Below are 21,011 nucleotides of genomic sequence, written 5' to 3'. Positions count from 1 at the left end.
GTCGTGCGTGATGAGGATCGTCGTCCGCCCGGCCATGAGCCGCCCCAGCGGCGCCATGACCTGCGCGGCCGTCTCCTCGTCCAGCCCGGTCATGGGCTCGTCGAGCACCAGCACCGGCGCGTCCCGCAGGACCGCCCTGGCGATCGCGACGCGCTGCCGCTGCCCCCCGGACAGCAGCCGCCCGCGCTGCCCCACCGGCGTGTCGTACCCCCGGGGCAGATCCTTGACGAACTCGTGCACGCCGGCTGTCTCCGCGGCCCGGATGATCTCCTCCATGGAGGCGGCGGGCCGCCCGTAGGCGATGTTGTCCCGTACGGACCCGGAGAACAGCATCGTCTCCTGGTGCAGCACGGTGACGTTCTCGCGCAGGGACTCGCGGGTCAGGCTCCGGACGTCGGCGCCGTCCAGCAGGATGCGGCCCTCGTCCGGGTCGTAGAAGCGCAGCAGCAGCTTGGCCAGCGTGGACTTGCCCGCCCCGCTGGGCCCGGTGATCACCAGCACCTCCCCGGGTTCGGCGACGAAGGACACCTCGCGCAGCGCGGGCCGCGAGGCGCGTCCCGGATAGGCGAAGCCGACCCGGTCGAACTCCACGCGGCCCCGTCCCTGGCCGGCGGCGACGGCCGAGGGGGCGTCGGTGACGGCGGGCCTGGCCCGCAGGACCTCGATGATCCGGTCGGAGCCCGCGGCCGCCTCCGACACGGTGAGCGCCAGCTCGCCGAGCCCCTGGACGGCCGGATAGAGCAGGGCCAGGTACGCGGCGAAGGCCAGCAGACCGCCGATGGTCAGCCGGCCGGCGGCGATCTCCCACGCGCCGACGCCGAGGACGATGATCAAGCAGACGGTCTCGATGACCTGCACGACCGGGCCGTACAGACCGGACAGCCACGCCTGCGACAGGTTGGCGCGCAGCCACGTCCGCCCCTCGCGGTGCAGCCTGCGCGCCTCGTCGCGCTGCCGGTTGTACGCCTGCACCAGCGGCTGGTTGGCCAGCCCCTCCTCCAGGACGCTGTTCATCGCGCCGTTGCTGTGCCGCTCGCGCGCGGCCGCGACGCGGAACCTCGCCGCGAACAGCTTCGACACCAGCAGGAACGCCGGGATCAGGGCCAGCGTGACGAGCGCCAGGTCCCAGCGGACGAGGAACGCGGCCCCGGCGAAGAACACCACGCTGGCGGCGGTGGTGATCGCCTTGACCAGCCCCGAGCCGACGAGCTCCTCGATGGCCTCGACGTCGTCGGTGAGCCGGGCCATGAGGTCGCCGAGCCGCCGCTTCTCGGCGTAGTCGGGCGCGAGCGTCTGCAGGTGGCCGAAGATGCGGTCGCGGAGTCTCAGCAGGAAGCGTTCGGCGGCGAGGGCGGTGACGTACGCCCCGGCGAACGACGCCGCCCCCGCGACCGTGGCGAGCCCCAGCCAGCTGAACGCGGGGACCCAGAAGCCCCCCAGGTCCCGGGTGGTGAGCACCTCGTCCGTGATGTGGCCGAACAGGCGGATCGCGGCGACCTCGCACAGCGCGGCCAGGACGGCGAACACCACTCCGGCGGCGAACAACGGCCGCAGCCCGCGGGTGTCCGGCCAGAACTCGCGGAAAGTCCGGCGAAGGGTGATCGCCGGGGCGAGTTCGCGGCCGGAGGCGGAAAAGGAGAGCCGGCGGCTGAGCCGCCGGCTCTCACGTGGCGCTGTCAGCACCCCCAACCCCACCACCTGCGGCGGGCGCAGGCCCAGCGGCGGCGCCAATAGCGACGCCGGCAGCCCCATCCCTGCTGGTACCCGACGTGAGTGAGCTGCGTGTTCGCCATGATTCCTCCCCCGTTGAACGGCCGAACACTTGACAATTCGGACGTTACCCGACCAAGTCGCATAATTCACGACATTTCAGCCGAAACCGTGAAAGCTTGACCGGTAAAACGCGACGAGAACGGCGTCTCATCGTTCTTGTTAAATCCGCCGCAAATGAGTAAATGAACCAAAGAATCGTCACGCCACCGCCAACGGTTCTTCCCGGGCATGGCCACAAGTCGGCCCCGCCCGCTACTTTCGGCCGATGGCCGGCCCCTCACCGGTCGCCACGATGGGACGCATGACGATCCTCGGTGTGCTCCTCATGATCCAGGGCTTCGGCGCCCTCGTCGCCGTCCACGTCTTCGACCGCGACTTCGGCCTGCTCCACCTGGTGTTCGACGGCGGCGCGCTGACGGTCGCCGGGATCGTCACCGGCGTGCTCGGGCTCGCGCTCACCGTCGCGGGCATCGCGCGCGGCGACGAGTGAGGGCCGAGTGACCGGCCCTCACTCACCGGACTCGGCGGGTCAGGTCAGCGACGAGTACGCCACCACTCCGCGCCGCATCGCGTCGACCGCCTTGCCCGCCGTCTGCCGGATCCTGCTGCCCGGCGCCGCCGCGTTCTGGAGCTGCCCCAGCAGGTCCATCAGCTGCTTGATCCACCGGACGAAGTCGCCGGCCGCCAGCTCGTTGCCGTTGACGCCGTCCATCAGCACCGCGTCCAGCGTGTGCCCCTTCGTCCACCGGAACGCCGCCCACGCGAAGCCCAGATCCGGCTCACGCAGCGTCGACAGCTTGTGGTCGGACTCGATGCCCTCCAGCTCCCCCCACAGCCGCAGCATGGCCGTCAGCGCGTCCTGCGCCCGTCCCGCGGGGATCTTCGGCCGGCGCGCGTCGTCGGCCGCCCGCGACTCGAACACCAGCGCCGACACGCACGCCGCCAGCTCGGCCGGGTCCAGCTCCTCCCACAGGCCCTGGCGCAGGCTCTCGGCCGTCAGCAGGTCGAGCTCGGTGTAGAGGCGGCCGAGACGACGGCCCTCGTCGGTGACGGTCTCGCCGTCGAGGTAGCCGAGCTGCTCCAGCACCGAGCAGATGCGGTCGAACGTCCGCGAGATGACGTGCGAGCGGCCCTCCACCCGGCGGCGCAGCCCCTCGGTCTCGCGCAGCAGCTTGTAGTAGCGCTCGGCCCAGCGGGCGTGGTCCTCGCGCTCGTCGCAGCCGTGGCACGGATGCTGCCGGATGCGCCGGCGCAGCTCGTTGATCTCGTCGTCCTCCATCGCGTGGTCACGCACGCGCGGCGGCTTGCCGAGGTCACGGTCGCCGATCTTGGCCAGCAGCGTGGAGACCAGGTTGGCGCGTTCCTTCGGCGAGCGGCCGTTGAAGTTCTTCGGGATGCGCAGCTTCTCCAGCGGCTCGACCGGCACCGGGAAGTCGGCCGGGTCGAGCTTCTTGACCTGCTTGCCGATCGTCAGCACCAGCGGGCTCGGGCCGTGCCCGCGCGGGTTGCGGCCCGGGTCCAGGACGATCGCCAGCCCCGCCCGCCGCCCGCCCGGCACCCGGATCACGTCGCCCGGCTGCAGCGCCTCCAGCGAGCGCACCGCCGCCGCCCGCCGCGCCGCGCCGCGCTGCTTGGACAGCTCGGCCTCCCGGTCCGACAGCCGCCGCCGCAGCGCGGCGTACTCGGGGAAGTCGCCCAGGTGGCACGTCATGGCCTCCTGGTAGCCCTCCAGCGCCTCCTCGTGCTTGCGGAGCTGCTTGGCCAGCCCCACCACCGCCCGGTCGGCCTGGAACTGCGCGAACGACTCCTCCAGCAGCGTGCGCGCCCGCTCACGGCCGAACTGCCCCACCAGGTTGACCGCCATGTTGTACGACGGCTGGAAGCTGGAGCGCAGCGGATAGGTACGCGTGCCGGCCAGCCCCGCCACCGACAGCGGGTCCATGCCCGGCTGCCACAGCACCACGGCGTGACCCTCGACGTCGATGCCGCGCCGCCCCGCCCGGCCGGTGAGCTGGGTGTACTCCCCCGGCGTCAGGTCGGCGTGCGTCTCGCCGTTCCACTTGTCCAGCTTCTCGATCACCACGCTGCGGGCCGGCATGTTGATGCCCAGCGCCAGCGTCTCCGTCGCGAAGACCGCCTTGACCAGCCCGCGCGTGAACAGCTCCTCCACGACCTCCTTGAAGGCCGGCAGCATGCCCGCGTGGTGCGCGGCGAGCCCGCGCTCCAGGCACTCGCGCCACTCCAGGTAGCCCAGCACCGCGAGATCCTCGTCGGGCAGGTGGGCGGTGCGCTCGTCGACGAGCTGGCGGATCTCGTGCCGCTCGCGGTCGGTGGTGAGCCGGATGCCCGCGTAGAGGCACTGCTGCACCGCCGCCTGGCAGCCCGCCCGCGAGAAGATGAACGTGATCGCCGGCAGCAGCCCCTCGGAGTCGAGCTTCTCGATCACCTGCACCCGGTCCGGCGGCCGGGCCCGCTGCGGCCGGCCGTAGCCCCGCCCCCTGCCCCGGCCCGCCATCAGCCGCTCGGCGTCCCTGGTCACCCGCATCAACGTGGGGTTGATGCGCGGCGTCAGGTCGTCGTTGACGAACATGTCGTAGACGCGGTTGCCGATCATCATGTGCTGCCACAGCGGCACCGGCCGGTGCTCGTCGACGATGACCGTGGTGTCGCCGCGCACGTCGCCCAGCCACTCGCCGAACTCCTCGGCGTTGCTCACCGTCGCCGACAGCGCCACCAGCCGGACCGACTCCGGCAGGTGGATGATGACCTCCTCCCACACCGCGCCACGGAACCGGTCGGCCAGGTAGTGGACCTCGTCCATCACCGCGAAGCCGAGCCCGGCCAGCGTGGCCGACCCCGCGTACAGCATGTTGCGCAGCACCTCGGTGGTCATGACCACGATCGGGGCCTCGCCGTTGACGCTGTTGTCGCCGGTCAGCAGGCCCACCTTGGCGGTGCCGTAGCGCTTGACCAGGTCGTTGTACTTCTGGTTGGACAGCGCCTTGATGGGGGTGGTGTAGAAGCACTTCATGCCCTGCTGCAGGGCCAGATGGACGGCGAACTCGCCGACGACCGTCTTGCCCGACCCCGTCGGCGCCGCCACCAGGACGCCGTCACCGGCCTCCAGGGCGCGGCAGGCGTCGAGCTGGAAGTCGTCCAGCTCGAAGTCGTAGAGACCTCGGAACGATGTGAGCGCGGCCCCGTCGTCGGCGTGCTTCTGACGGAAGGCCGCATAGCGTTCCGCTGGCGTTGTCATACCCGTCAGCCTACCGAAACCGCCATTCCGGTCCGTCCTTCCGTACGGGGCCGGGTGCGGGCGATCCGGGCCCGACGCCTTTACAAAGTAGATTTCAAACGAGGACACGCAGCGCGCCCGGCCGGACCTCGCACTCCACGGGAACCGGCCCGACGCGCTCGCCGTCGGCGTACGCCACCAGCCCGGCCGGGTCCGCGGCCTCCAGGCGCACCGTCCGCGCCCTGCGCGCCGTCACCGCCGGATGCCCGGCGTGCGTGCCCCGGTAGACGCTCGGGAAGACGCGCAGGAACTCGCCCTTCGGCAGGGCCCCGACCATCACCACGTCGAGCAGCCCGTCGTCGGGCAGCGCGTCGGGGCAGACCCGCATGCCGCCGCCGTACGAACGGGTGTTGGCCACCGCCACCAGCATCGCCTCCCGCTCGATCACCTCGTCGTCGTCGAGGACGAGCCGGAACGGCACGGGCCGGAACGAGCGCAGCTCCTCCACCATGGCCACCACGTAGCGGGCCGACCCGGCCGGCCAGGTGAGCCGGTTGGCCCGCTCGTTGACCCGCGAGTCGAAGCCGCAGCACAGCACCCCGGCGAACAGCTCCTCGGCCCGCCCGGCGCGCACGCGGGCGGCGTCCACCAGCCGCGACTTCATCCGCAGCACGACCCGGGCGGCCGCCATCGGGTCCTTGCACGGCACGCCGAGCGCGGCCGCGATGTCGTTGCCGGTGCCGGCCGGGATGATGCCGAGCGGCACGTCGGTGCCGGCCACGGCCTGCACGGCCAGGTGCACCAGGCCGTCGCCGCCGAAGGCGACGAGCGCGTCGGGGCGTTCGGCGACGGCGGTGCAGGCGCGTTCGAGCGCGTCGGCGGCGTCGGAGCCGACGATGACCGACAGCTCCGCCCCGCCGGCGCGCAGCCGGCGCGCCACGGGTTCGAGCTGGCGCAGGGCCCGGCCGCCGCGTGCGGCCGGGTTGACGAGCACGGCGAGTTGGGGGGACACGCCCGGAACCTATCGCCTATCGCGCGGAACCGGAATCCTCCGCCCGCTATCGCCCGGCGGGATCCCCGTCGCCCGGCTTGTCGCCGACCGGCCTGTCAGCGGGCGGGGCGTCACCGAGCGGCACGTCATCGAGCGGCCTGTCGTCGAGCGGCCTGTCGTCGTCGGACAGCGGCGAGGCCTCGTCGTCGGACAGCCCGGCGAACTCGTCCGCCGGCCGCCTGCGCTCGCGGAGGTACATGAACAGCTCGGCGGCCAGGAACAGCACGATCATCGGGGTCGCCAGCGCCATCATGGTGATGGGGTCGCCGCCCGGCGTGATCACCGCGCCGAAGACGAACATCAGGAAGATGACCAGCCGCCGGTGCTTGGCGATCGCGGCGTGCGAGACCACGCCGATGATGTTGAGGAACACCAGCAGCAGCGGCAGCTCGAACGACACCCCGAAGATCAGCAACATGATCAGCACGTAGTCGAGGTACTCGTCGATGGCGATCGTCGCGACCGTGCCGTCCAGCGAGAAGCCCAGCAGGAAGGCCAGCGAGGTGTCCATGATGAAGTAGCACAGCCAGGCGCCGAGGCAGAACAGCGGGATCGCCAGCCCCAGGAACGTCAGCGTGTAGCGCTTCTCGGTGCGGTAGAGCGCCGGGGTGACGAACGCCCAGATCTGGTAGAGCCACGCGGGCGAGGACACCACGAGACCGACCATGAGCGCGATCTTCAGCGTGATGAAGAACGACGAGAAGATGCCGTTGTAGGTCAGGCTGCACTCACCGGTGAGCTGCCGCGCCTGGTCCGTGTGGCAGTAGGGCTCCTTGAGGATCTCCCACACCGGACCGGAGACGATCCAGCCCACGATCAGGCCGACGGCCACGGCGGCGATCGCGATGAGCAGCCGGTTGCGGAGCTCCCGGAGGTGCTCCATCAGCGGCATCCGGCCTTCCGGGTCCCGCGACGGCTTCGGGCCCGACTTCTTCAGCAGCGCCATCTAGGTGAGTCCTCGGGGACGAGGGACGGATGAAGGGGAAGGCTCAGGCGCGCTTGTCGGCCTGCGCCGAGGCACGCAGCCGGGCGGCCTGCTCCTCGAGCTGGCGGGCCTGCTCCTCGAGCGACACCGCGGGCGCGGGGGCCGGGATCTGCTGCGGGGGCGCGGGCTGGGCCGGAGGCTGGGCCTGGGCCTGGACGACGGTCGGACGCTCGTCGTCGTCGTCGTTCATCTTGCTGGTCTCGGCCTTGAAGATGCGCAGGGACCGCCCGACGCCACGGGCCAGGTCCGGCAGCTTCTTGGCCCCGAAGAGCAGGACCAATGCCACCAGGATCAGGATGATCTCCGGAGCTCCCAGGTTCATGTGACGTCCTTACAGGTGAGCCGTGTGCTGTCCAAACCCGATCGTACGCTGCCGACGGCCCTGCCTCATCCCCTGGAGTCCGCTTTCAGCCTGAATTGCTGGTTAATTCGAGCAACCTCCCTGTTCAGGGCACGGGCGGCCACGACCACGCGGGCCCCCAGGACCCCCAGAACGGCCAGCCCGGCCGCCACGACGACGGCCGCGGGCATGATCCACGTCATGACCCGTGAGCGTACAGGGAGAGAGCCCGCTCGGCCTCGGCGCGCACGGTCTCGGCCATCCGGGGCGGCGCGGCGACCCGGCCGGTGTCGCCGAGCCGCAGCGCGAGCTTGACGATCCAGTCCTCGTCGCGGGCCCGCAGCGCCACCCGCAGCCGGCCCTCGCCGAGCTCGGCGACCTCCTCGCACGGGTAGTACTCGGCCACCCACCGCCCGGCCGCGCTCAGCTCCAGCTCGACCAGCTCGTCCGTGGGCGAGGGACGGAAGACGCCACGGGTGACGTCGATCGGCTCGGCCTCGGCGGGCGGGTCGGCGGGCACGTCGAGCACGTCCACGCCGAGCATCCGGTCGAGGCGGAACAGCCGCATCGCCTCCGCCCGGTAGCACCAGCCCTCCAGGTAGGCGCGGCCGTCCACGACGAGCACGCGGGTGGGGTCCACCTCGCGCGGCGTGACCTCGTCGCGGCCCGGCACGTAGTAGCGCAGCGACAGCCGCCGCCCGCCGGTCAGCGCCTCGCGGACGCGGGGCAGCGCGTCGGGGGCGGCGTCCACGTCCACGGCGACCTGGCTGCTGACGGTGGCGGCGCCCTCGCCGGCGGCCCGCTCCAGCTTGGCCGTCACCCGCGCGAGGGCGTCACCGGTCGCCCCACCGGCCTGATCCCTGCCCGCGGGCAGGGCCAGCTCCGGCTGGGCGGCCAGCATGCGCAGCGCGACCAGCAGGGCGCTGGCCTCGTCGATGCCGAGCCGCAGCGGCCGGGCGATCGTGTCGGCGTTGTCGATGATGATCTCGCCGCCGTCCCAGGAGACGTCGATGAGGTCGCCGGGGGTGTGGCCGGGCAGGCCGCACATCCACACGAGCTGCAGGTCGTCGATGAGCTGCTTCTCGCTCAGGCCGAACACTGCCGCCACCTCGCCGACCTGCGCCCCCGGATGGGACATCAGGTACGGCACCAGCGCCAGCAGCCGCGGCAGCCGGTCCGCGCTCCCGCTCATGCGTCTTCCCCCTGTTTCCTGACCCGTCTCGTGGCCGCCCGGCTCATGCCATGGCCCCCTTCAGTCTGCGGATGACCGCCTCGCGCGCGTCCGGCGGCTCGACCACCTCGACGTCGCCGCCGAGGCTGGCCATCCAGCCGGCCAGCCGCTCGGGGTCGGAGAAGGTCAGCTCCGCCTCGTCCCAGCCGTCCACGCCGGGGTGTACGGCCCTCGCGAGCTGGCGCACCCCCTCGCACGCCCCCTGGCGCACCCGTACGACGGCCACCCGCTCGTCCGTCGTCTCGTCGGGGAAGCCGACCATGGCCCGCAGGTCGACGCCCTCGGGCACGCGTACCGCTCCCGGCTTGCCGACGTGCGCGACCTGGCCGGCGATGCGGCTGAGCCGGAAGGCGCGCGGCGCCTGCCGGTCGCGGTCGTACCCGGCGAGGTACCAGCGGCCGCGCCGGCTCACCACGCCCCACGGCTCGACGGTGCGGGCGCGTACGCTCTCGCTGCCGGCGCCGCGGTAGTCGAAGCGGACCGCGCGCCGGTCGCGCACGGCCTCCCACAGGGCGGGGAAGGCCGGGTCGCGGGTGTCGACGCGCAGCTCCAGCGCGCCGGTGCCGACCGGCTGGTCGGTGGCGACGCCGCCGGCGCGCAGCTTGAGCAGCGCCCCCGAGGCGGCCTCGGCCAGGCTGGCGCGCTGCCACACCTGGGCGGCCAGGCCGAGCACGGCGGCCTCGTCGGGCTCCAGGGTGATCTCCGGCAGCTCGTACGACTCCCGCTGGATGCGGTAGCCCGGCTCGTCCTCCCACGGGTCGCGGACGACGTCGATGGGGATGCCGATCTCGCGCAGTTCGTTCTTGTCCCGCTCGAACATGCGCTGGAAAGCCTCGTCGCCGTCGCGGTCGTAGCCGGGGACCGCCTGGCGGATCTGCTCGGCCGACAGCGGACGCCGGGTGGCGAGCAGACAGATGACGAGATTGAGCAGCCGTTCCGTCTTCCGGCGCGACATCTGCCTCACTCCTCCTTCATCGACGCTACCCTGCCCCCGTGATCAGATGGCGCAAGGGCGAGGTCGTACGGATCCGACGCGAGTGGCCGGGAGCGGTGGAGCTGGACGTCGCCGTCCCCGAGGGGGAGTGCCGGGCGCTGGCGTACCCCCCGCTGGTGGGGCGCCCGGAACCCGGCGACGAGGTGCTGCTCAACACGACCGCACTCGCGATGGGTCTCGGTACGGGAGGTTACGCCATGGTGGTGGCCGTCCCGAACCGTTTGCCGCAAGATCCTCAGGGGCCGGGGCACCTGGTGAAGGCCCGGTACACCCCGTTGCAGGCCACGGTGGCGGGCGCGGACGAGCAGGACTCGCCGTACCACGAGGTCCTGCGCGAGGCCGACTCCCTGGACGACATGCCCGTCGTGGTGGCCGACCTGCACTCGGCGCTCGCGCCGATCCTCGCCGGCCTGTACGAGGCCGCGCCGGGCACGCGGGTGGCGTACGTGATGCAGGACGGCGGTGCGCTGCCCGCGTGGTTCTCGATGACGGCGGCGCGGCTGCGCGAGACCGGCTGGCTGGCGGGCGTGGTGACGGCGGGCCAGGCGTTCGGCGGCGACCTGGAGGCGGTGACCGTGCACACGGCGCTGCTGGCGGCCAGGCACGTGCTGGAGGCCGACGTGGCGATCGTCGCGCAGGGCCCGGGCAACCTGGGCTCGGGCACCCGCTGGGGCTTCTCGGGCGTGCAGGCGGGCGAGGCGGTCAACGCGGCCGGGGTGCTGCGGGGGCGGCCGGTGGCGGCGCTGCGGGTCAGCGAGGGCGACCTGCGCGAGCGGCACCACGGGGTGTCGCATCACTCGCTGACCGCGTTCGGGCGGGTGGCGCTCTGCCCGGCCGACGTGCCGGTGCCCGATCTGCCGGGCGAGTTCGGGGCGCGGGTGCGCGACCAGGCCGAGCTGCTGGCGGTGCGGCACCGCCTGGTGCCGGTGCCGGTGGACGGCCTGCACGAGGCGCTGCGGGCGGCACCGGTCCGGCTCTCGACGATGGGCCGGGGTCTGGAGGAGGACCTGGCCTACTTCCTCGCCTCGGCGGCGGCGGGCAGGTTCGCGGCCTCGCTGCTGTCGTAGGCGTCCTTGTAGGTGAACGCCTCGGGGCTCGGGCCCTCGGTCCTGAGGCGTTCGAGCCGCCGCATGCCCTCGGCCAGCGTCGGGATGGTGCCCTCGGGGATCCACCACATCACCATGGCCGGCTCCGCCATGCGCTGGAACCACTCCCTGCGGCGGCGCAGCACGTCCAGGTGCGGTGAGCGGTAGACGTAGTTCCACAGCGACTCCAGCGACTCCCACACGGAGAAGTTCACGAGCAGGTAGTCGCCGTACTCGTGCTGGACGGTCGCGGTGGGGTCGCTCTCGCTCTCCTTCAGCCGCCAGACGAACCCGGGGGCCGCGTCGGCGAGGGCGTTGATCGGTTCGAGCAGGGCGACGAACTCGGCGAGCTCGGGGGAGTCGATGGGCGCGCGCATGTGGGCGAGGTTGAGCTGGGCGAGATGCATGACGCTCAGCACATCACCTCCTCCCCTTCTATGTCAATCTCCATTTGTTTTAGAAAGGGCGACGCAGCACTCCCCCGGCCGCGCGTCCAGCCGCGCCCGCGCCGGGTCCTCGCCGAGCCCGCGCAGCAGCCCCTGGCACAGCGCCAGGTTCATCGAGCACACGAGCAGCGGCTGCTCCGAGGCCAGCACGTGGAACGGGCAGTTGCGCAGCCGGACCAGCCCGTCCTCCTCGTACGGCTCGTAGCCCCGCTCCCCCAGCACTCGCTCGACCGGCTCGCCCGCGTGCCGCGCGCCGATGCGCTCACCCGCGCCGCGCGCCGCCTTCTCCGCCTGCTCATCGGCGCCCAGCAGCTCGACCACGTCGGCGAGGACCGAGGCGAGGGTGACGTAGTCGCGGGGCGGCAGGCTCACCGAGCGCTCGCCCCTGGCCCTGCGGTAGACCTTGGCCGGCCGCCCGCTGCCCGGCCCCTTCTTCGCAGGGGCGCGGAACCCGCTCTCCAGCAGCCCGGCCTCGACCAGCTTGTCGAGGTGGTGGCCGGCCAGCGTCCGCGACACCCCGGCCGCCTCGGCGGCCTCACCCCGGCCCACGTCGCCGCCGCCGGCCGCGACCGCCTCGTAGAGGCTGCGGCGTACCGGGTCGTTCAGCAGGGCCAGCGCGTCGAGGTCGTCGATGCTCACAGGCGGGAGTCTATGCGCGCGGCCCCGCTCAGTAGACGGCCAGCACGTCCACGACGAAGACGAGGGTGTCGGAGCCCTTGATCCCGTACGCGGGGAAGCCGGGGGCGCCGTAGCCGTACGCGGGCGGGACGACCATCAGCACCCGGCTGCCGGCGGGGACACCGGTCAGCGCCCGCTCCCAGGCCCTGATGAGGCCGCCGTCGCCCAGCTTGAACGCCTTCGGCAGGCCGCTCGTCCACGTGGTGTCGAAGACGCGGCGGCTGCCCCAGACCGCGCCCGCGTACTGGGTGACGACGAGCCGGCCGGGCCTGGCCTTGGGACCTGAGCCCCGTTCGAGCACCGTGGACGCGAACCGGGCCGGCGGAGCAGCGGCGGGCACCTGGAGCGCCGGCCGCGCGCCGGCGCTCACGCGCACGCCCGCCAGCGTGCCCGCGCGGCCCTCGACCGAGGCGCCCTTGTGGTGGGCGCCGAGGATGTCCACGACGTAGAACAGCTCGTCGGAGGGGCCCACGCCGCGCGGCGGATTGGGCCCGAAGCCGCCGCCGGGCGGGACGGCGGCGATGACCCGGCTGCCGACCGTACGGCCCTCCAGGGCCCGGTCCAGGCCGGGCAGCAGGCCGCCCACGGGGAACGCGGCGGGCGCGCCACGGGTGAAGCTGGAGTCGACCAGGCGGTTGCGCCCGCCGTCCCAGACGTGGGCGGTGTACTGCACGACCGCCACATCGTCCGGCTCCAGCCGGGCACCCTTGCCAGTGGTCAGCTCGTCCACCTGGAGGCCGGGCGCGGGCTTACCGTCGGGAAAGTCGACCGTGGGCCGCGCCCCGAACGCCCCGGCCACCTTCAGCTCCAGCCCTTGAGCAGGCGCCCCGGTACACCCAGCGAGCACCGCGACCACGAGCACCGGCCCAAACACCGGCCCAAGCTCCCGTACGAGCACCGGCATGGGCTTGCGCGCGGTCTTCGGCACGAGCGCCGACAGGAGCTTCAGCGCGGGCCTGAACGCGCGCTCGGGGACGGGCCCGGAAGCAAGCTTGGACACGAGCCTGGGCCCGGTCCTGGAAACGGCCCTGGGGGCGGTGGCACGGCGGAGCATCGGGCCCTCCCCTACGCGGCGAGCCCCGGGGCAGGCAGTCCCCGGGGCTCGCGATGCTACCGCGCCGACCCACCACAAACCCCGCGAAACCCCCAAATGGCGGGCACCGGGGCCGGGTCGTGGCTCAGTAGGCGGCCAGGACGTCCACGACGAACACCAGCGTGCTGTTGGCCGGGATGTTCGGCTGCTCCTGGTCGCCGTAGCCCAGGTTCGGCGGGATGCTCATGACGACCCGGCTGCCGACCGGCACCCCGGCCAGCCCCTGCTGCCAGCCCTGGATGACCCCGCTCAGCGGGAACTCGGCCGCCTCGCCCCGCTCCCAGCTCGAGTCGAACTGCTTGTCGGTGCCCCAGATCTTGCCCGTGTAGTGGACGGCGAGCGTCTGGTTGGGCTGCACCTTGGCGCCGGTGCCCTCGATCACCGTCTTGACGACGAGCTCGCCCGGCGGCTTCTCACCGGTCTTGGTGGTGAGCGTCGGCGCCTTCTCGCCGCCCGGGTTCTCGACCTTGACGCCCTTGATGGACTCCTTGGTCTCCTTGCCGGTGGCGGCCTTCAGCGCGGGCGGCTGCGTGCCGACCACGTCGAAGACGAACACCTTGGTCGGCTCGGCAGGAGAGGTCTGCTGCTGCTGCGCGGGGACCGAGTCGTTGGCCAGCACGGCCAGCAGCCGGCCGCCGTGCTTGACCTTGGTGAAGCCCTCCTGCAGCACCTGCGGGAGCTGCTCGTTGACCGAGATCGTCTCGGGGGCCTTGGTGTCGTACGACGAGCCCTGGGCGGCGTTGGTCTTGCCGTCCCAGTCCCAGACGGTCAGGTTGACGATGACCTTGTCACCGGTCTTGATCTCCGCGCCGCTGCCCGGCTGGATCACCTCGTAGGACGACTTGGTGGCCGGCGAGCCGGACGGGAAGGTCACCGTGGGCTTGGCGCCGGGGTTACCGGCGACCTTGAACCCGGTGGACCCGCCGGATGCGGCGTCGTCGGAGCCGCATCCCGCGGCGAAGAAGATCAGCGGCATCGCTGCCAGAACGGCCAGAACGCGGCGCATGCGTTTCCCTCGGAAAAGACGTCAGATTCGCGTCACCCTACCCGAACCTCGGGTACGCCCGAGGTAAACGCACCGCCCGCGTCCCGTCCAGCCGGTGGCTCACATGCCGGCGATCAGCTTGTCCACCCGCTCGTCCACGCTGCGGAACGGGTCCTTGCACAGCACGGTGCGCTGCGCCTGGTCGTTGAGCTTCAGGTGCACCCAGTCGACGGTGAAGTCGCGCCGCTTCTCCTGCGCCTTGCGGATGAACTCGCCCCGCAGCCGCGCCCGCGTGGTCTGCGGCGGCACCGACTTGGCCTCGAAGATCTTCAGGTCGGACGCCACCCGCTCCACCGAGCCGCGCTTCTGCAGCAGGTAGTACAGGCCGCGCTTGCGGTGCACGTCGTGGTAGGCGAGGTCGAGCTGGGCCACCCGGGGCGAGGAGAGCGGCAGGTCGTACTTCTTGCGGTAGCGCTCGATGAGCTGGTATTTCGTCACCCAGTCGATCTCGCGCGAGACCAGGTCGAGATCCCCGGTCTCGACCGCGCGCAGCGTACGCTCCCACAGCTCCAGCACGCGGTGCGCGATCTCGTCGCCGCCGCGCCGGTCCACGAAGTCCTTCGCCTTCGACAGGTATTCCTGCTGGATCTCCAGGCTCGACGCCTCGCGCCCGTTGGCCAGGCGCACCCGGCGCCGCCCGGTCATGTCGTGGGAGACCTCGCGGATGGCCCTGATCGGGTTCTCCAGCGACAGGTCGCGCATCACCGTGCCGGACTCGATCATGCGCAGCACCAGGTCGGTGGCGCCGACCTTGAGCAGCATCGTGGTCTCGCTCATGTTGGAGTCGCCGACGATGACGTGCAGCCTGCGGAAGCGCTCGGCGTCGGCGTGCGGCTCGTCGCGGGTGTTGATGATGGGCCGCGACCGGGTGGTGGCGCTGGAGACGCCCTCCCAGATGTGCTCGGCCCGCTGGGAGACGCAGTAGACGGCCCCGCGCGGCGTCTGCAGCACCTTGCCGGCGCCGCAGACGATCTGCCGGGTCACCAGGAACGGGATCAGCACGTCGGCCAGGCGGCCGAACTCACCGTGCCGGCCGACGAGGTAGTTCTCGTGGCAGCCGTAGGAGTTGCCCGCCGAGTCGGTGTTGTTCTTGAACAGGTAGATGTCGCCCGCGATGCCCTCTTCGCGCAGCCGCTTCTCGGCGTCCACGAGGAGACCTTCGAGGATGCGCTCGCCCGCCTTGTCGTGGGTGACGAGCTCGATGACGTTGTCACACTCGGGTGTTGCGTATTCAGGATGGCTGCCCACGTCGAGGTAGAGGCGGGCGCCGTTGCGGAGGAAGACGTTGCTCGATCGGCCCCAGGACACGACTCGCCGGAACAGGTAGCGCGCGACCTCGTCGGGGGACAGCCTGCGCTGCCCCCTGAACGTGCAGGTCACGCCGTACTCGTTCTCCAGCCCGAAGATGCGACGATCCATCACCTCACACTATGCCCATGGATCGGCGAGCGGGAGAGATCTTGCCGGGTGTTTTCAATGGCGGACCTGTATGGGATGTTTTGTCCCTGTTGGCAGCGCCGTGCCCGCCCCTGAATGAGCACGGCGGCGCGCTCACGGGACGTAGATCTCCTGGACCTTGACGATCTTGCCCCGGTAGACCGTGATGAGGGCCGGCTGACGCTGCTTGCCGTGCCGTTTGACCAGCACCGACGCCGAGCACCGCTTGGCGCCCAGGCCGGTCTTCCTGCTCACCGTGAGCGACCCGCCCGACTGCTTGCAGCCGTACGCCGACAGGAACTCCACGTTCTTCGCGATCGGCGAGGCGTAGGCGGTCGCGTCGCCCTCGCCCGGGCCCACGAAATAGCCCTCGGTGTGCTTGTCCCGCTTCCACTTGATCGGCTGGTACTCGGCCACGCCGCCGCTCACGTGGGTGATCCAGCCGCGCAGGATCCCGTCGTGGCGGGAGCTGATGCGCTTGGTGAAGTCGTGCTTCGGGTCGGGCTGGAAGGTGGTGCCGAAGATCTTCGGCGCCTTGTAGTGGGGGTAGGCGGCGGTCGCGGCCTGTGCGGCGCCGCCGGACGCCACCAGCGCGGCGGCGGCCGCCCCGCCGGCGAGGAGGGTGCGCAACGAAGTGTTCACGCCCCTTGAGACCAACACCACCCGCCTCCGGTTCGCCCCCACCCGGGTGATCCAGCTCACACCGCCCCGGCCAGGCACCGCGAACAGTGGCGACGCGAACGTTCGGGACGGCGCACACGGCAGGGGCCACGCACACGGCAGGGGCCACGTACACGGCAGGCCCTGCGTACACGGCAGGCCCTGCGTACACGGCAGGCCCTGCGTACACGGCCTGCCGCACACCGCGCCGGGCGCGCGAACGGCGGGACCGGACACGTCCCGGAAGCACGAGTGGCGGGGCCGCGCGAGTGGCGGCCCCGCCGGGGAACGGGTGTGGGGTTACAGGGGTGAGGAGCCGTCGTCGACCGGGCCTTCGGGGCCCGTGGGCGGCGGGGTGTCGCCGGAGGAGCCGGACGACGAACCGGCGGAGCCGGTGGAGGGCGGCTCCTCCGACTCGGACGACGAAGGCGGCGAGGCGGGCGGCTGGGTCGTCTGGGCGAGCAGTCGCTCCAGCCGGGCCCCCGTCAGCCGCAGGAACTTGCGGTGCTCACGGTTGCGGTCGAGCACCGCCACTTCGAGCTGGCCCACCGGCGGCCGCTCCCCGCCCGGCTCGGTCAGCGCTGTCAGCGCCACTTCGAGCGCGTCGGCCAGCGACATCGACTCGCGGTAACGCTCCTTCAGCCGCCCCGCGACCGCCTCGGCCTGCCCGCCCATGGCGGCGAAGCCGTGCTCGTCGAAGACCGACCCGTCAAAGGTGAGCCGGTAGATGGCGTCGCCGTCCTTGGTCTCGCCGACCTCGGCGACCACGACCTCCACCTCCAGCGACTTGATCGACTCGGTGAAGATGCGCCCCAGGTTGGAGGCGTAGAGGTTGGCGAGGCCACGCCCGGTCACGTCGGAGCGGTCGTAGGTGTAGCCGTTGATGTCGGCGTAGCGGATGCCGCCGAGCCGCAGCTCCTCGAACTCGTTGTAGCGGCCCACGGCCGCGAACCCGATGCGGTCGTAGATCTCGCTGATCTTGTGCAGCGCCCGTGACGGGTTGGGCGCGACGAACAGGATGCCGTCGACGTACTGGAGCACGACGACCGACCGGCCCCGCGCGATGCCCTTGCGCGCGTAGTCGGCCTTGTCCCGCATGATCTGCTCAGGGGACGCATATCCAAAAGGCATGGACACGGGCAGGTGGTCCTTTCTAGCGCAGCGGGGCGATGGGGCCGTCGGGCGAGATCATCCGGGCTTCGAGCATCTGGTCGACGTAGCCGGCGACCTGCTCGTCGGTGAGGCGGCGGAAGCCGTCGGCGTCGATGACGCCCACGACCGGCCAGATCTTCCTGGTCACGTCGGGGCCGCCGGTCGCCGAGTCGTCGTCGGCCGCGTCGTAGAGCGCCTGGATGAGCGTCATCGCCATGTCGTCGGCCGACGCGCCGTCGCGGTAGAGCTTCTTCAGCGACCCGCGGGCGAAGATCGAGCCGGAGCCGATCGCGTCGAACCGCTCGCGCTCGTAGGGCCCGCCCGCCACGTCGTAGCTGAAGATGCGGCCCTCGTCCTTGTCGGGGTCGTAGGCGGCGAACAGCGGCACCACCACCAGCCCCTGCATCGCCATGCCGAGATTGCCCCTGATCATGGTCGCCAGCCGGTTGGCCTTGCCCGCCACCGACATCGTGCGGCCTTCGAGCTTCTCGTAGTGCTCGAGCTCCACCCGGAACAACCGGGCGAACTCGATGCCGGTGCTCGCCGTGCCCGCGATGCCCATGCAGGAATAGTCGTCGGTCCTGAACACCTTCTGCACGTCACGCTGCGAAATCACGTTGCCCGACGTCGCCCGCCGGTCACCCGCCATGATCACCCCGCCCGCGAAGGTGGCGGCGACGATCGTGGTCGCGTGCGGAACCTGGTCGCCGATCGGGGTGGCCAGAACCTCATCCCGCCGTGGCAGCAATTCCGGCGCGTAGGAGCTGACGAACTCCGTGAACGAGGAGCTCCCATTGTTCTGGAAAAGCTGATTCACCAAGCCGACGGGCAGATCCCTGTGCGATGCCACGCGACTCCCTCCCAAACGTCACTGTCCCTAGGGCGACCCTACTGTTGTTGCGTCGCTGTCTGCACTTCCCACGATCAGCTCACGGCGAACCCTCCCCCGCCGCGGCCAACCTACCCCTGCGCGAGCCGATCATTGTCCGGATCGTTTCCTTGCAGCCGGCGGCGAAGGCAGCATGATCGGATGGCCGGCAGGCGGGGGTTGCCGCAACGCCGGCGGGCGCGGCCGGGGTCATGGCAGCACGTCCGGGGGCAGCGTGCGGCGCTGCGCGTCCGCGCGTGTGCTCGGTGCGTTCGTGGGGACTCGTGGCCGGCCTGGGAGACGCCGGCGTTCATACGGCCGCTCGCGGCCTCTCAAGGCGCGGAAGGAAAGATCGGCGCCCGCGCGACGGAAGACAGCGAGGCGCCGGCCGGGCCGGAGCGCTCGCCCGTTCGCGGCCTCATCTCATGGGGTGCCGCCCGTCCGGCCGCTCAAGGGACGGGCGCCGAGGGCGACGGCGCAGGGCCCGCCCTGACGGGCGAGCGCGCGCTCGACGTCGTCCTCGGTGTTGCCGTGACTCTAGATCGTGGTGGTGCCGTGCCGGGTGTGTTACTCCCCGCCCTTCTGGACGTAGCTGCGGACGAATTCCTCGGCGTTCTCCTCGAGGACCTCGTCGATCTCGTCGAGGATCGCGTCGACGTCGTCGGTGAGCTTCTCCTGACGCTCCTGAACGTCGGGCGCCGCCGAGGCCTCGGTCTCCTCAACCTCGGTCTCGCGCCGTCCGGCCTGCTTCTGGCCGCCGGTGTCCTTGGTTGCCATGTCCTACCTCCGCTTGGGGGACTGCCTCTAGGCATATCTTCCCCGAACCGTCCGACATTTCGCGCCCAACCTTGCGCGATCTTGTATCGGTTGACTGGATAGTGTTGCTATCCAATAATGAATCCCCTACGTACACGGAGGTTCAGATATGTCCACTACGTCCCTGACCATGGCAGGTGTGCTCCTCATCACAGTCCCGACGATCGTGTTCGGCGGTGTGTCGCTGCTGACGTTCCTGATGAGGAACGTTCCCGGCTACCGGGACAACCCGGTCCGGCGGGGCCTGTGGCGGGCGGGGCACGCGCACGCGGGCGTGCTGGTCCTGTTCGCCCTGGTGGCGATGCTGTACGTGGACCAGACCGCACTCCCCGAGGGCGTCAGGACGCTGACCCGGGTGCTCATCGTGGCGGCGCCCATCCTGATGCCGCTGGGGTTCTTCCTGTCGGTGGCCCGCCCGGGCGACACCAGGCCGAACAAGCTCATCTGGCTCGCCGTGGCGGGCGGCGTGGGCCTGGCGGCGGGCACGCTGACGCTGGGCATCGGCCTGCTGTGAGCGGCCGGCCCCGGCGTCAGCGGACGGTCATTCGCCGCCGGTGAGGGCGGCGACCAGGTCGGCGGCCGTGTGGCAGCGGTCGAACAGCTCGCCGACGTGCGCCTTGGTGCCGCGCAGGGGCTCCAGGGTGGGGACGCGCTGCAGGGACTCGCGGCCCGGGATGTCGAAGATGACGGAGTCCCACGAGGCGGCGGCGACGGACTCGCTGTACTGGCGCAGGCAGCGGCCGCGGAAGTAGGCGCGGGTGTCGCTGGGCGGGTGCTCGACGGCGCGCTGCACCTCCTCCTCGGAGACCAGGCGCTGCATGCGGCCCCGGGCGACCAGGCGGTTGTAGAGGCCGCGGTCGGGCCGGATGTCGCTGTACTGGAGGTCGACGAGCTGGAGCCGGGGGTGGGACCAGGCCAGGCCGTCGCGGCTGCGGTAGCCCTCCAGGAGTTCGAGCTTGGCGACCCAGTCGAGCTCGCGGGCGAGCTGCATGGGGTCCTCGGCCAGGCGGGTGAGCACGGACTCCCAGCGGTCGAGCACGTCCTTGTTCATCTCGTCCTGGGCGGTGCCGCGCTCCTCGACGAACTTGCGCGCCTGCTCCAGGTATTCCATCTGCAACTGGACGGCCGTGAGCTTGCGGCCGTCGCGCAGGGCGATCTCGTAGCGGCAGGTCGGGTCGTGGGAGACCGCGCGCAGGGCCTGGACGGGGTTCTCGACGGCGAGATCGCGGCTGAGGAAGCCCTCCTCGATCATGGCCAGCACGAGCGCCGTGGTGCCGAGCTTGAGATAGGTGGAGATCTCCGACATGTTGGCGTCGCCGATGATCACGTGCAGGCGCCGGTACTTCTCGGGGTCGGCGTGCGGCTCGTCGCGGGTGTTGATGATGGGCCGCTTGAGCGTGGTCTCCAGGCCGACCTCGACCTCGAAGAAGTCGGCGCGCTGGCTGATCTGGAAGCCCTCGCCGCGCGAGTCCTGGCCGATGCCGACCTTGCCCGCGCCGACGACGACCTGCCTGCTGACGAAGAACGGGGTCAGGTGGCGCACGATGTCGGCGAAGGGCGTGGCGCGGCGCATGAGGTAGTTCTCGTGGCAGCCGTAGCTGGCGCCCTTGGCGTCGGTGTTGTTCTTGTAGAGCTGGATGGGCGCGTTGGCGGGCATGGCCGAGGCCCGGGTCGCGGCGTCGTACATGACCCGCTCGCCCGCCTTGTCCCAGATGACGGCGGCGCGGGGGTTGGTGCACTCGGGCGCGGAGTATTCGGGATGGGCGTGGTCGACGTAGAGCCGGGCCCCGTTGGTCAGGATGACGTTGGCCAGCCCGAGATCCTCGTCGGTGAGCTGGGTGGGGTCGGCGACCTCTCTCGCCAGGTCGAACCCGCGCGCGTCACGCAGGGGGTTCTCCTCCTCGAAGTCCCAGCGCGCGCGGCGCGCGCGGGCCGCCGAGGCGGCGAGGTACGCGTTGACGACCTGCGAGGAGGTCACCATCGCGTTGGCGCCTGGCTGGCCGGGTACGGAGATGCCGTACTCGGTCTCGATGCCCATCACCCGACGCACCGTCATGCAACATCCTCTGTTCGTCCGGGTCTGTCTATCCGCCGTTTATATGCCCGAGCCTATGCCCTTCAC

At 71.4% G+C, this 21,011-nt stretch carries 21 protein-coding genes; 3 read left to right on the top strand and 18 right to left on the bottom strand.

Going from position 1 to position 21,011, the window contains the following annotated elements:
• On the bottom strand, positions 1-1,683 hold a 1,683-nt coding region (locus AC27IY_RS13855; RefSeq protein WP_487178175.1), incomplete at its 3' end, for an ABC transporter ATP-binding protein.
• Between the two features lie 391 nt (positions 1,684-2,074).
• Between AC27IY_RS13855 and AC27IY_RS13850 the strand changes: the two genes are divergently transcribed.
• Positions 2,075-2,263 carry a hypothetical protein gene (locus AC27IY_RS13850; protein ID WP_423470495.1) on the top strand — a complete coding sequence of 63 codons (189 nt, stop codon included), beginning with the start codon at positions 2,075-2,077 and terminating at the stop codon, positions 2,261-2,263.
• A 39-nt stretch (positions 2,264-2,302) separates the two neighbouring features.
• Here AC27IY_RS13850 and AC27IY_RS13845 read toward each other — a convergent pair whose 3' ends face one another.
• From AC27IY_RS13845 to AC27IY_RS13815, 7 genes are all read right to left on the bottom strand, one after another.
• Positions 2,303-5,029: a DEAD/DEAH box helicase gene (locus AC27IY_RS13845; protein WP_329575539.1), complete on the bottom strand. Its 2,727-nt coding sequence runs from the start codon at positions 5,027-5,029 to the stop codon at positions 2,303-2,305.
• Between the two features lie 94 nt (positions 5,030-5,123).
• Complete coding sequence (locus tag AC27IY_RS13840) at positions 5,124-6,020, bottom strand: diacylglycerol kinase (RefSeq protein WP_423448763.1); 897 nt, start codon at positions 6,018-6,020, stop codon at positions 5,124-5,126.
• 46 nt (positions 6,021-6,066) lie between these two features.
• Entirely contained in the window at positions 6,067-7,005 is a 939-nt protein-coding gene (tatC, locus tag AC27IY_RS13835; RefSeq protein WP_487178174.1) for a twin-arginine translocase subunit TatC, read from the bottom strand.
• Positions 7,006-7,048: 43 nt separating this feature from the next.
• Entirely contained in the window at positions 7,049-7,366 is a 318-nt protein-coding gene (tatA, locus tag AC27IY_RS13830) for a Sec-independent protein translocase subunit TatA (protein ID WP_344215473.1), read from the bottom strand.
• Positions 7,367-7,431: 65 nt separating this feature from the next.
• Entirely contained in the window at positions 7,432-7,587 is a 156-nt protein-coding gene (locus tag AC27IY_RS13825) for a hypothetical protein (RefSeq protein ID WP_344215475.1), read from the bottom strand.
• Positions 7,584-8,576, bottom strand: a complete 993-nt coding sequence (locus tag AC27IY_RS13820; protein WP_487178173.1) for a helix-turn-helix transcriptional regulator — start codon at positions 8,574-8,576, stop codon at positions 7,584-7,586. Before AC27IY_RS13820 ends, AC27IY_RS13825 begins: the two co-directional genes overlap by 4 nt.
• Before the next feature lie 43 nt (positions 8,577-8,619).
• The gene (locus tag AC27IY_RS13815; RefSeq protein WP_344215479.1) at positions 8,620-9,570 is read right to left on the bottom strand and encodes a helix-turn-helix transcriptional regulator; all 951 of its coding nucleotides are present in this window, start codon (positions 9,568-9,570) and stop codon (positions 8,620-8,622) included.
• A gap of 38 nt (positions 9,571-9,608) precedes the next feature.
• On the opposite strand from AC27IY_RS13815, the gene AC27IY_RS13810 reads away from it, so the two are divergent.
• Positions 9,609-10,676, top strand: a complete 1,068-nt coding sequence (locus tag AC27IY_RS13810) for a DUF3866 family protein (protein WP_423448765.1) — start codon at positions 9,609-9,611, stop codon at positions 10,674-10,676.
• On the opposite strand, the gene AC27IY_RS13805 is transcribed toward AC27IY_RS13810, so the two are convergent.
• From AC27IY_RS13805 to AC27IY_RS13765, 9 genes are all read right to left on the bottom strand, one after another.
• On the bottom strand, positions 10,622-11,113 hold the full coding sequence (locus AC27IY_RS13805) for a DUF3291 domain-containing protein (RefSeq protein ID WP_487178172.1): 492 nt from the start codon (positions 11,111-11,113) through the stop codon (positions 10,622-10,624). The genes AC27IY_RS13810 and AC27IY_RS13805 overlap by 55 nt on opposite strands.
• A 21-nt stretch (positions 11,114-11,134) precedes the next feature.
• Positions 11,135-11,779, bottom strand: coding sequence for a helix-turn-helix transcriptional regulator (locus AC27IY_RS13800; RefSeq protein ID WP_344215483.1), 645 nt, complete (start codon positions 11,777-11,779; stop codon positions 11,135-11,137).
• Positions 11,780-11,807: 28 nt separating this feature from the next.
• On the bottom strand, positions 11,808-12,818 hold the full coding sequence (locus AC27IY_RS13795; RefSeq protein ID WP_487178171.1) for an FKBP-type peptidyl-prolyl cis-trans isomerase: 1,011 nt from the start codon (positions 12,816-12,818) through the stop codon (positions 11,808-11,810).
• 178 nt (positions 12,819-12,996) lie between these two features.
• The gene (locus AC27IY_RS13790) at positions 12,997-13,917 is read right to left on the bottom strand and encodes an FKBP-type peptidyl-prolyl cis-trans isomerase (protein ID WP_344215487.1); all 921 of its coding nucleotides are present in this window, start codon (positions 13,915-13,917) and stop codon (positions 12,997-12,999) included.
• A gap of 99 nt (positions 13,918-14,016) precedes the next feature.
• Positions 14,017-15,375: a Pup--protein ligase gene (gene pafA / locus AC27IY_RS13785; protein WP_423448771.1), complete on the bottom strand. Its 1,359-nt coding sequence runs from the start codon at positions 15,373-15,375 to the stop codon at positions 14,017-14,019.
• Positions 15,376-15,507: 132 nt separating this feature from the next.
• Positions 15,508-16,035, bottom strand: a complete 528-nt coding sequence (locus AC27IY_RS13780) for a hypothetical protein (protein ID WP_423470490.1) — start codon at positions 16,033-16,035, stop codon at positions 15,508-15,510.
• 318 nt (positions 16,036-16,353) lie between these two features.
• Positions 16,354-17,184, bottom strand: coding sequence for a proteasome subunit alpha (gene prcA / locus AC27IY_RS13775; RefSeq protein WP_487178177.1), 831 nt, complete (start codon positions 17,182-17,184; stop codon positions 16,354-16,356).
• A 22-nt stretch (positions 17,185-17,206) separates the two neighbouring features.
• Positions 17,207-18,055: a proteasome subunit beta gene (gene prcB / locus AC27IY_RS13770; protein WP_371247025.1), complete on the bottom strand. Its 849-nt coding sequence runs from the start codon at positions 18,053-18,055 to the stop codon at positions 17,207-17,209.
• A 585-nt stretch (positions 18,056-18,640) separates the two neighbouring features.
• The gene (locus AC27IY_RS13765; RefSeq protein WP_329575500.1) at positions 18,641-18,850 is read right to left on the bottom strand and encodes a ubiquitin-like protein Pup; all 210 of its coding nucleotides are present in this window, start codon (positions 18,848-18,850) and stop codon (positions 18,641-18,643) included.
• 169 nt (positions 18,851-19,019) lie between these two features.
• Here AC27IY_RS13765 and AC27IY_RS13760 point away from each other — a divergent pair, with 169 nt between their 5' ends.
• Positions 19,020-19,403 (top strand): hypothetical protein, encoded by a 384-nt coding sequence (locus AC27IY_RS13760; protein WP_487178176.1) that lies wholly within the window; start codon positions 19,020-19,022, stop codon positions 19,401-19,403.
• Positions 19,404-19,430: 27 nt separating this feature from the next.
• On the opposite strand, the gene dop is transcribed toward AC27IY_RS13760, so the two are convergent.
• Positions 19,431-20,945 carry a depupylase/deamidase Dop gene (gene dop, locus AC27IY_RS13755; RefSeq protein ID WP_344215491.1) on the bottom strand — a complete coding sequence of 505 codons (1,515 nt, stop codon included), beginning with the start codon at positions 20,943-20,945 and terminating at the stop codon, positions 19,431-19,433.
• Between the last annotated feature and the right edge of the window lie 66 nt (positions 20,946-21,011).

The sequence above is a fragment of the Nonomuraea sp. B208 genome, assembly GCF_057536035.1.
This window is presented reverse-complemented; position numbering and strand designations above follow the sequence as displayed.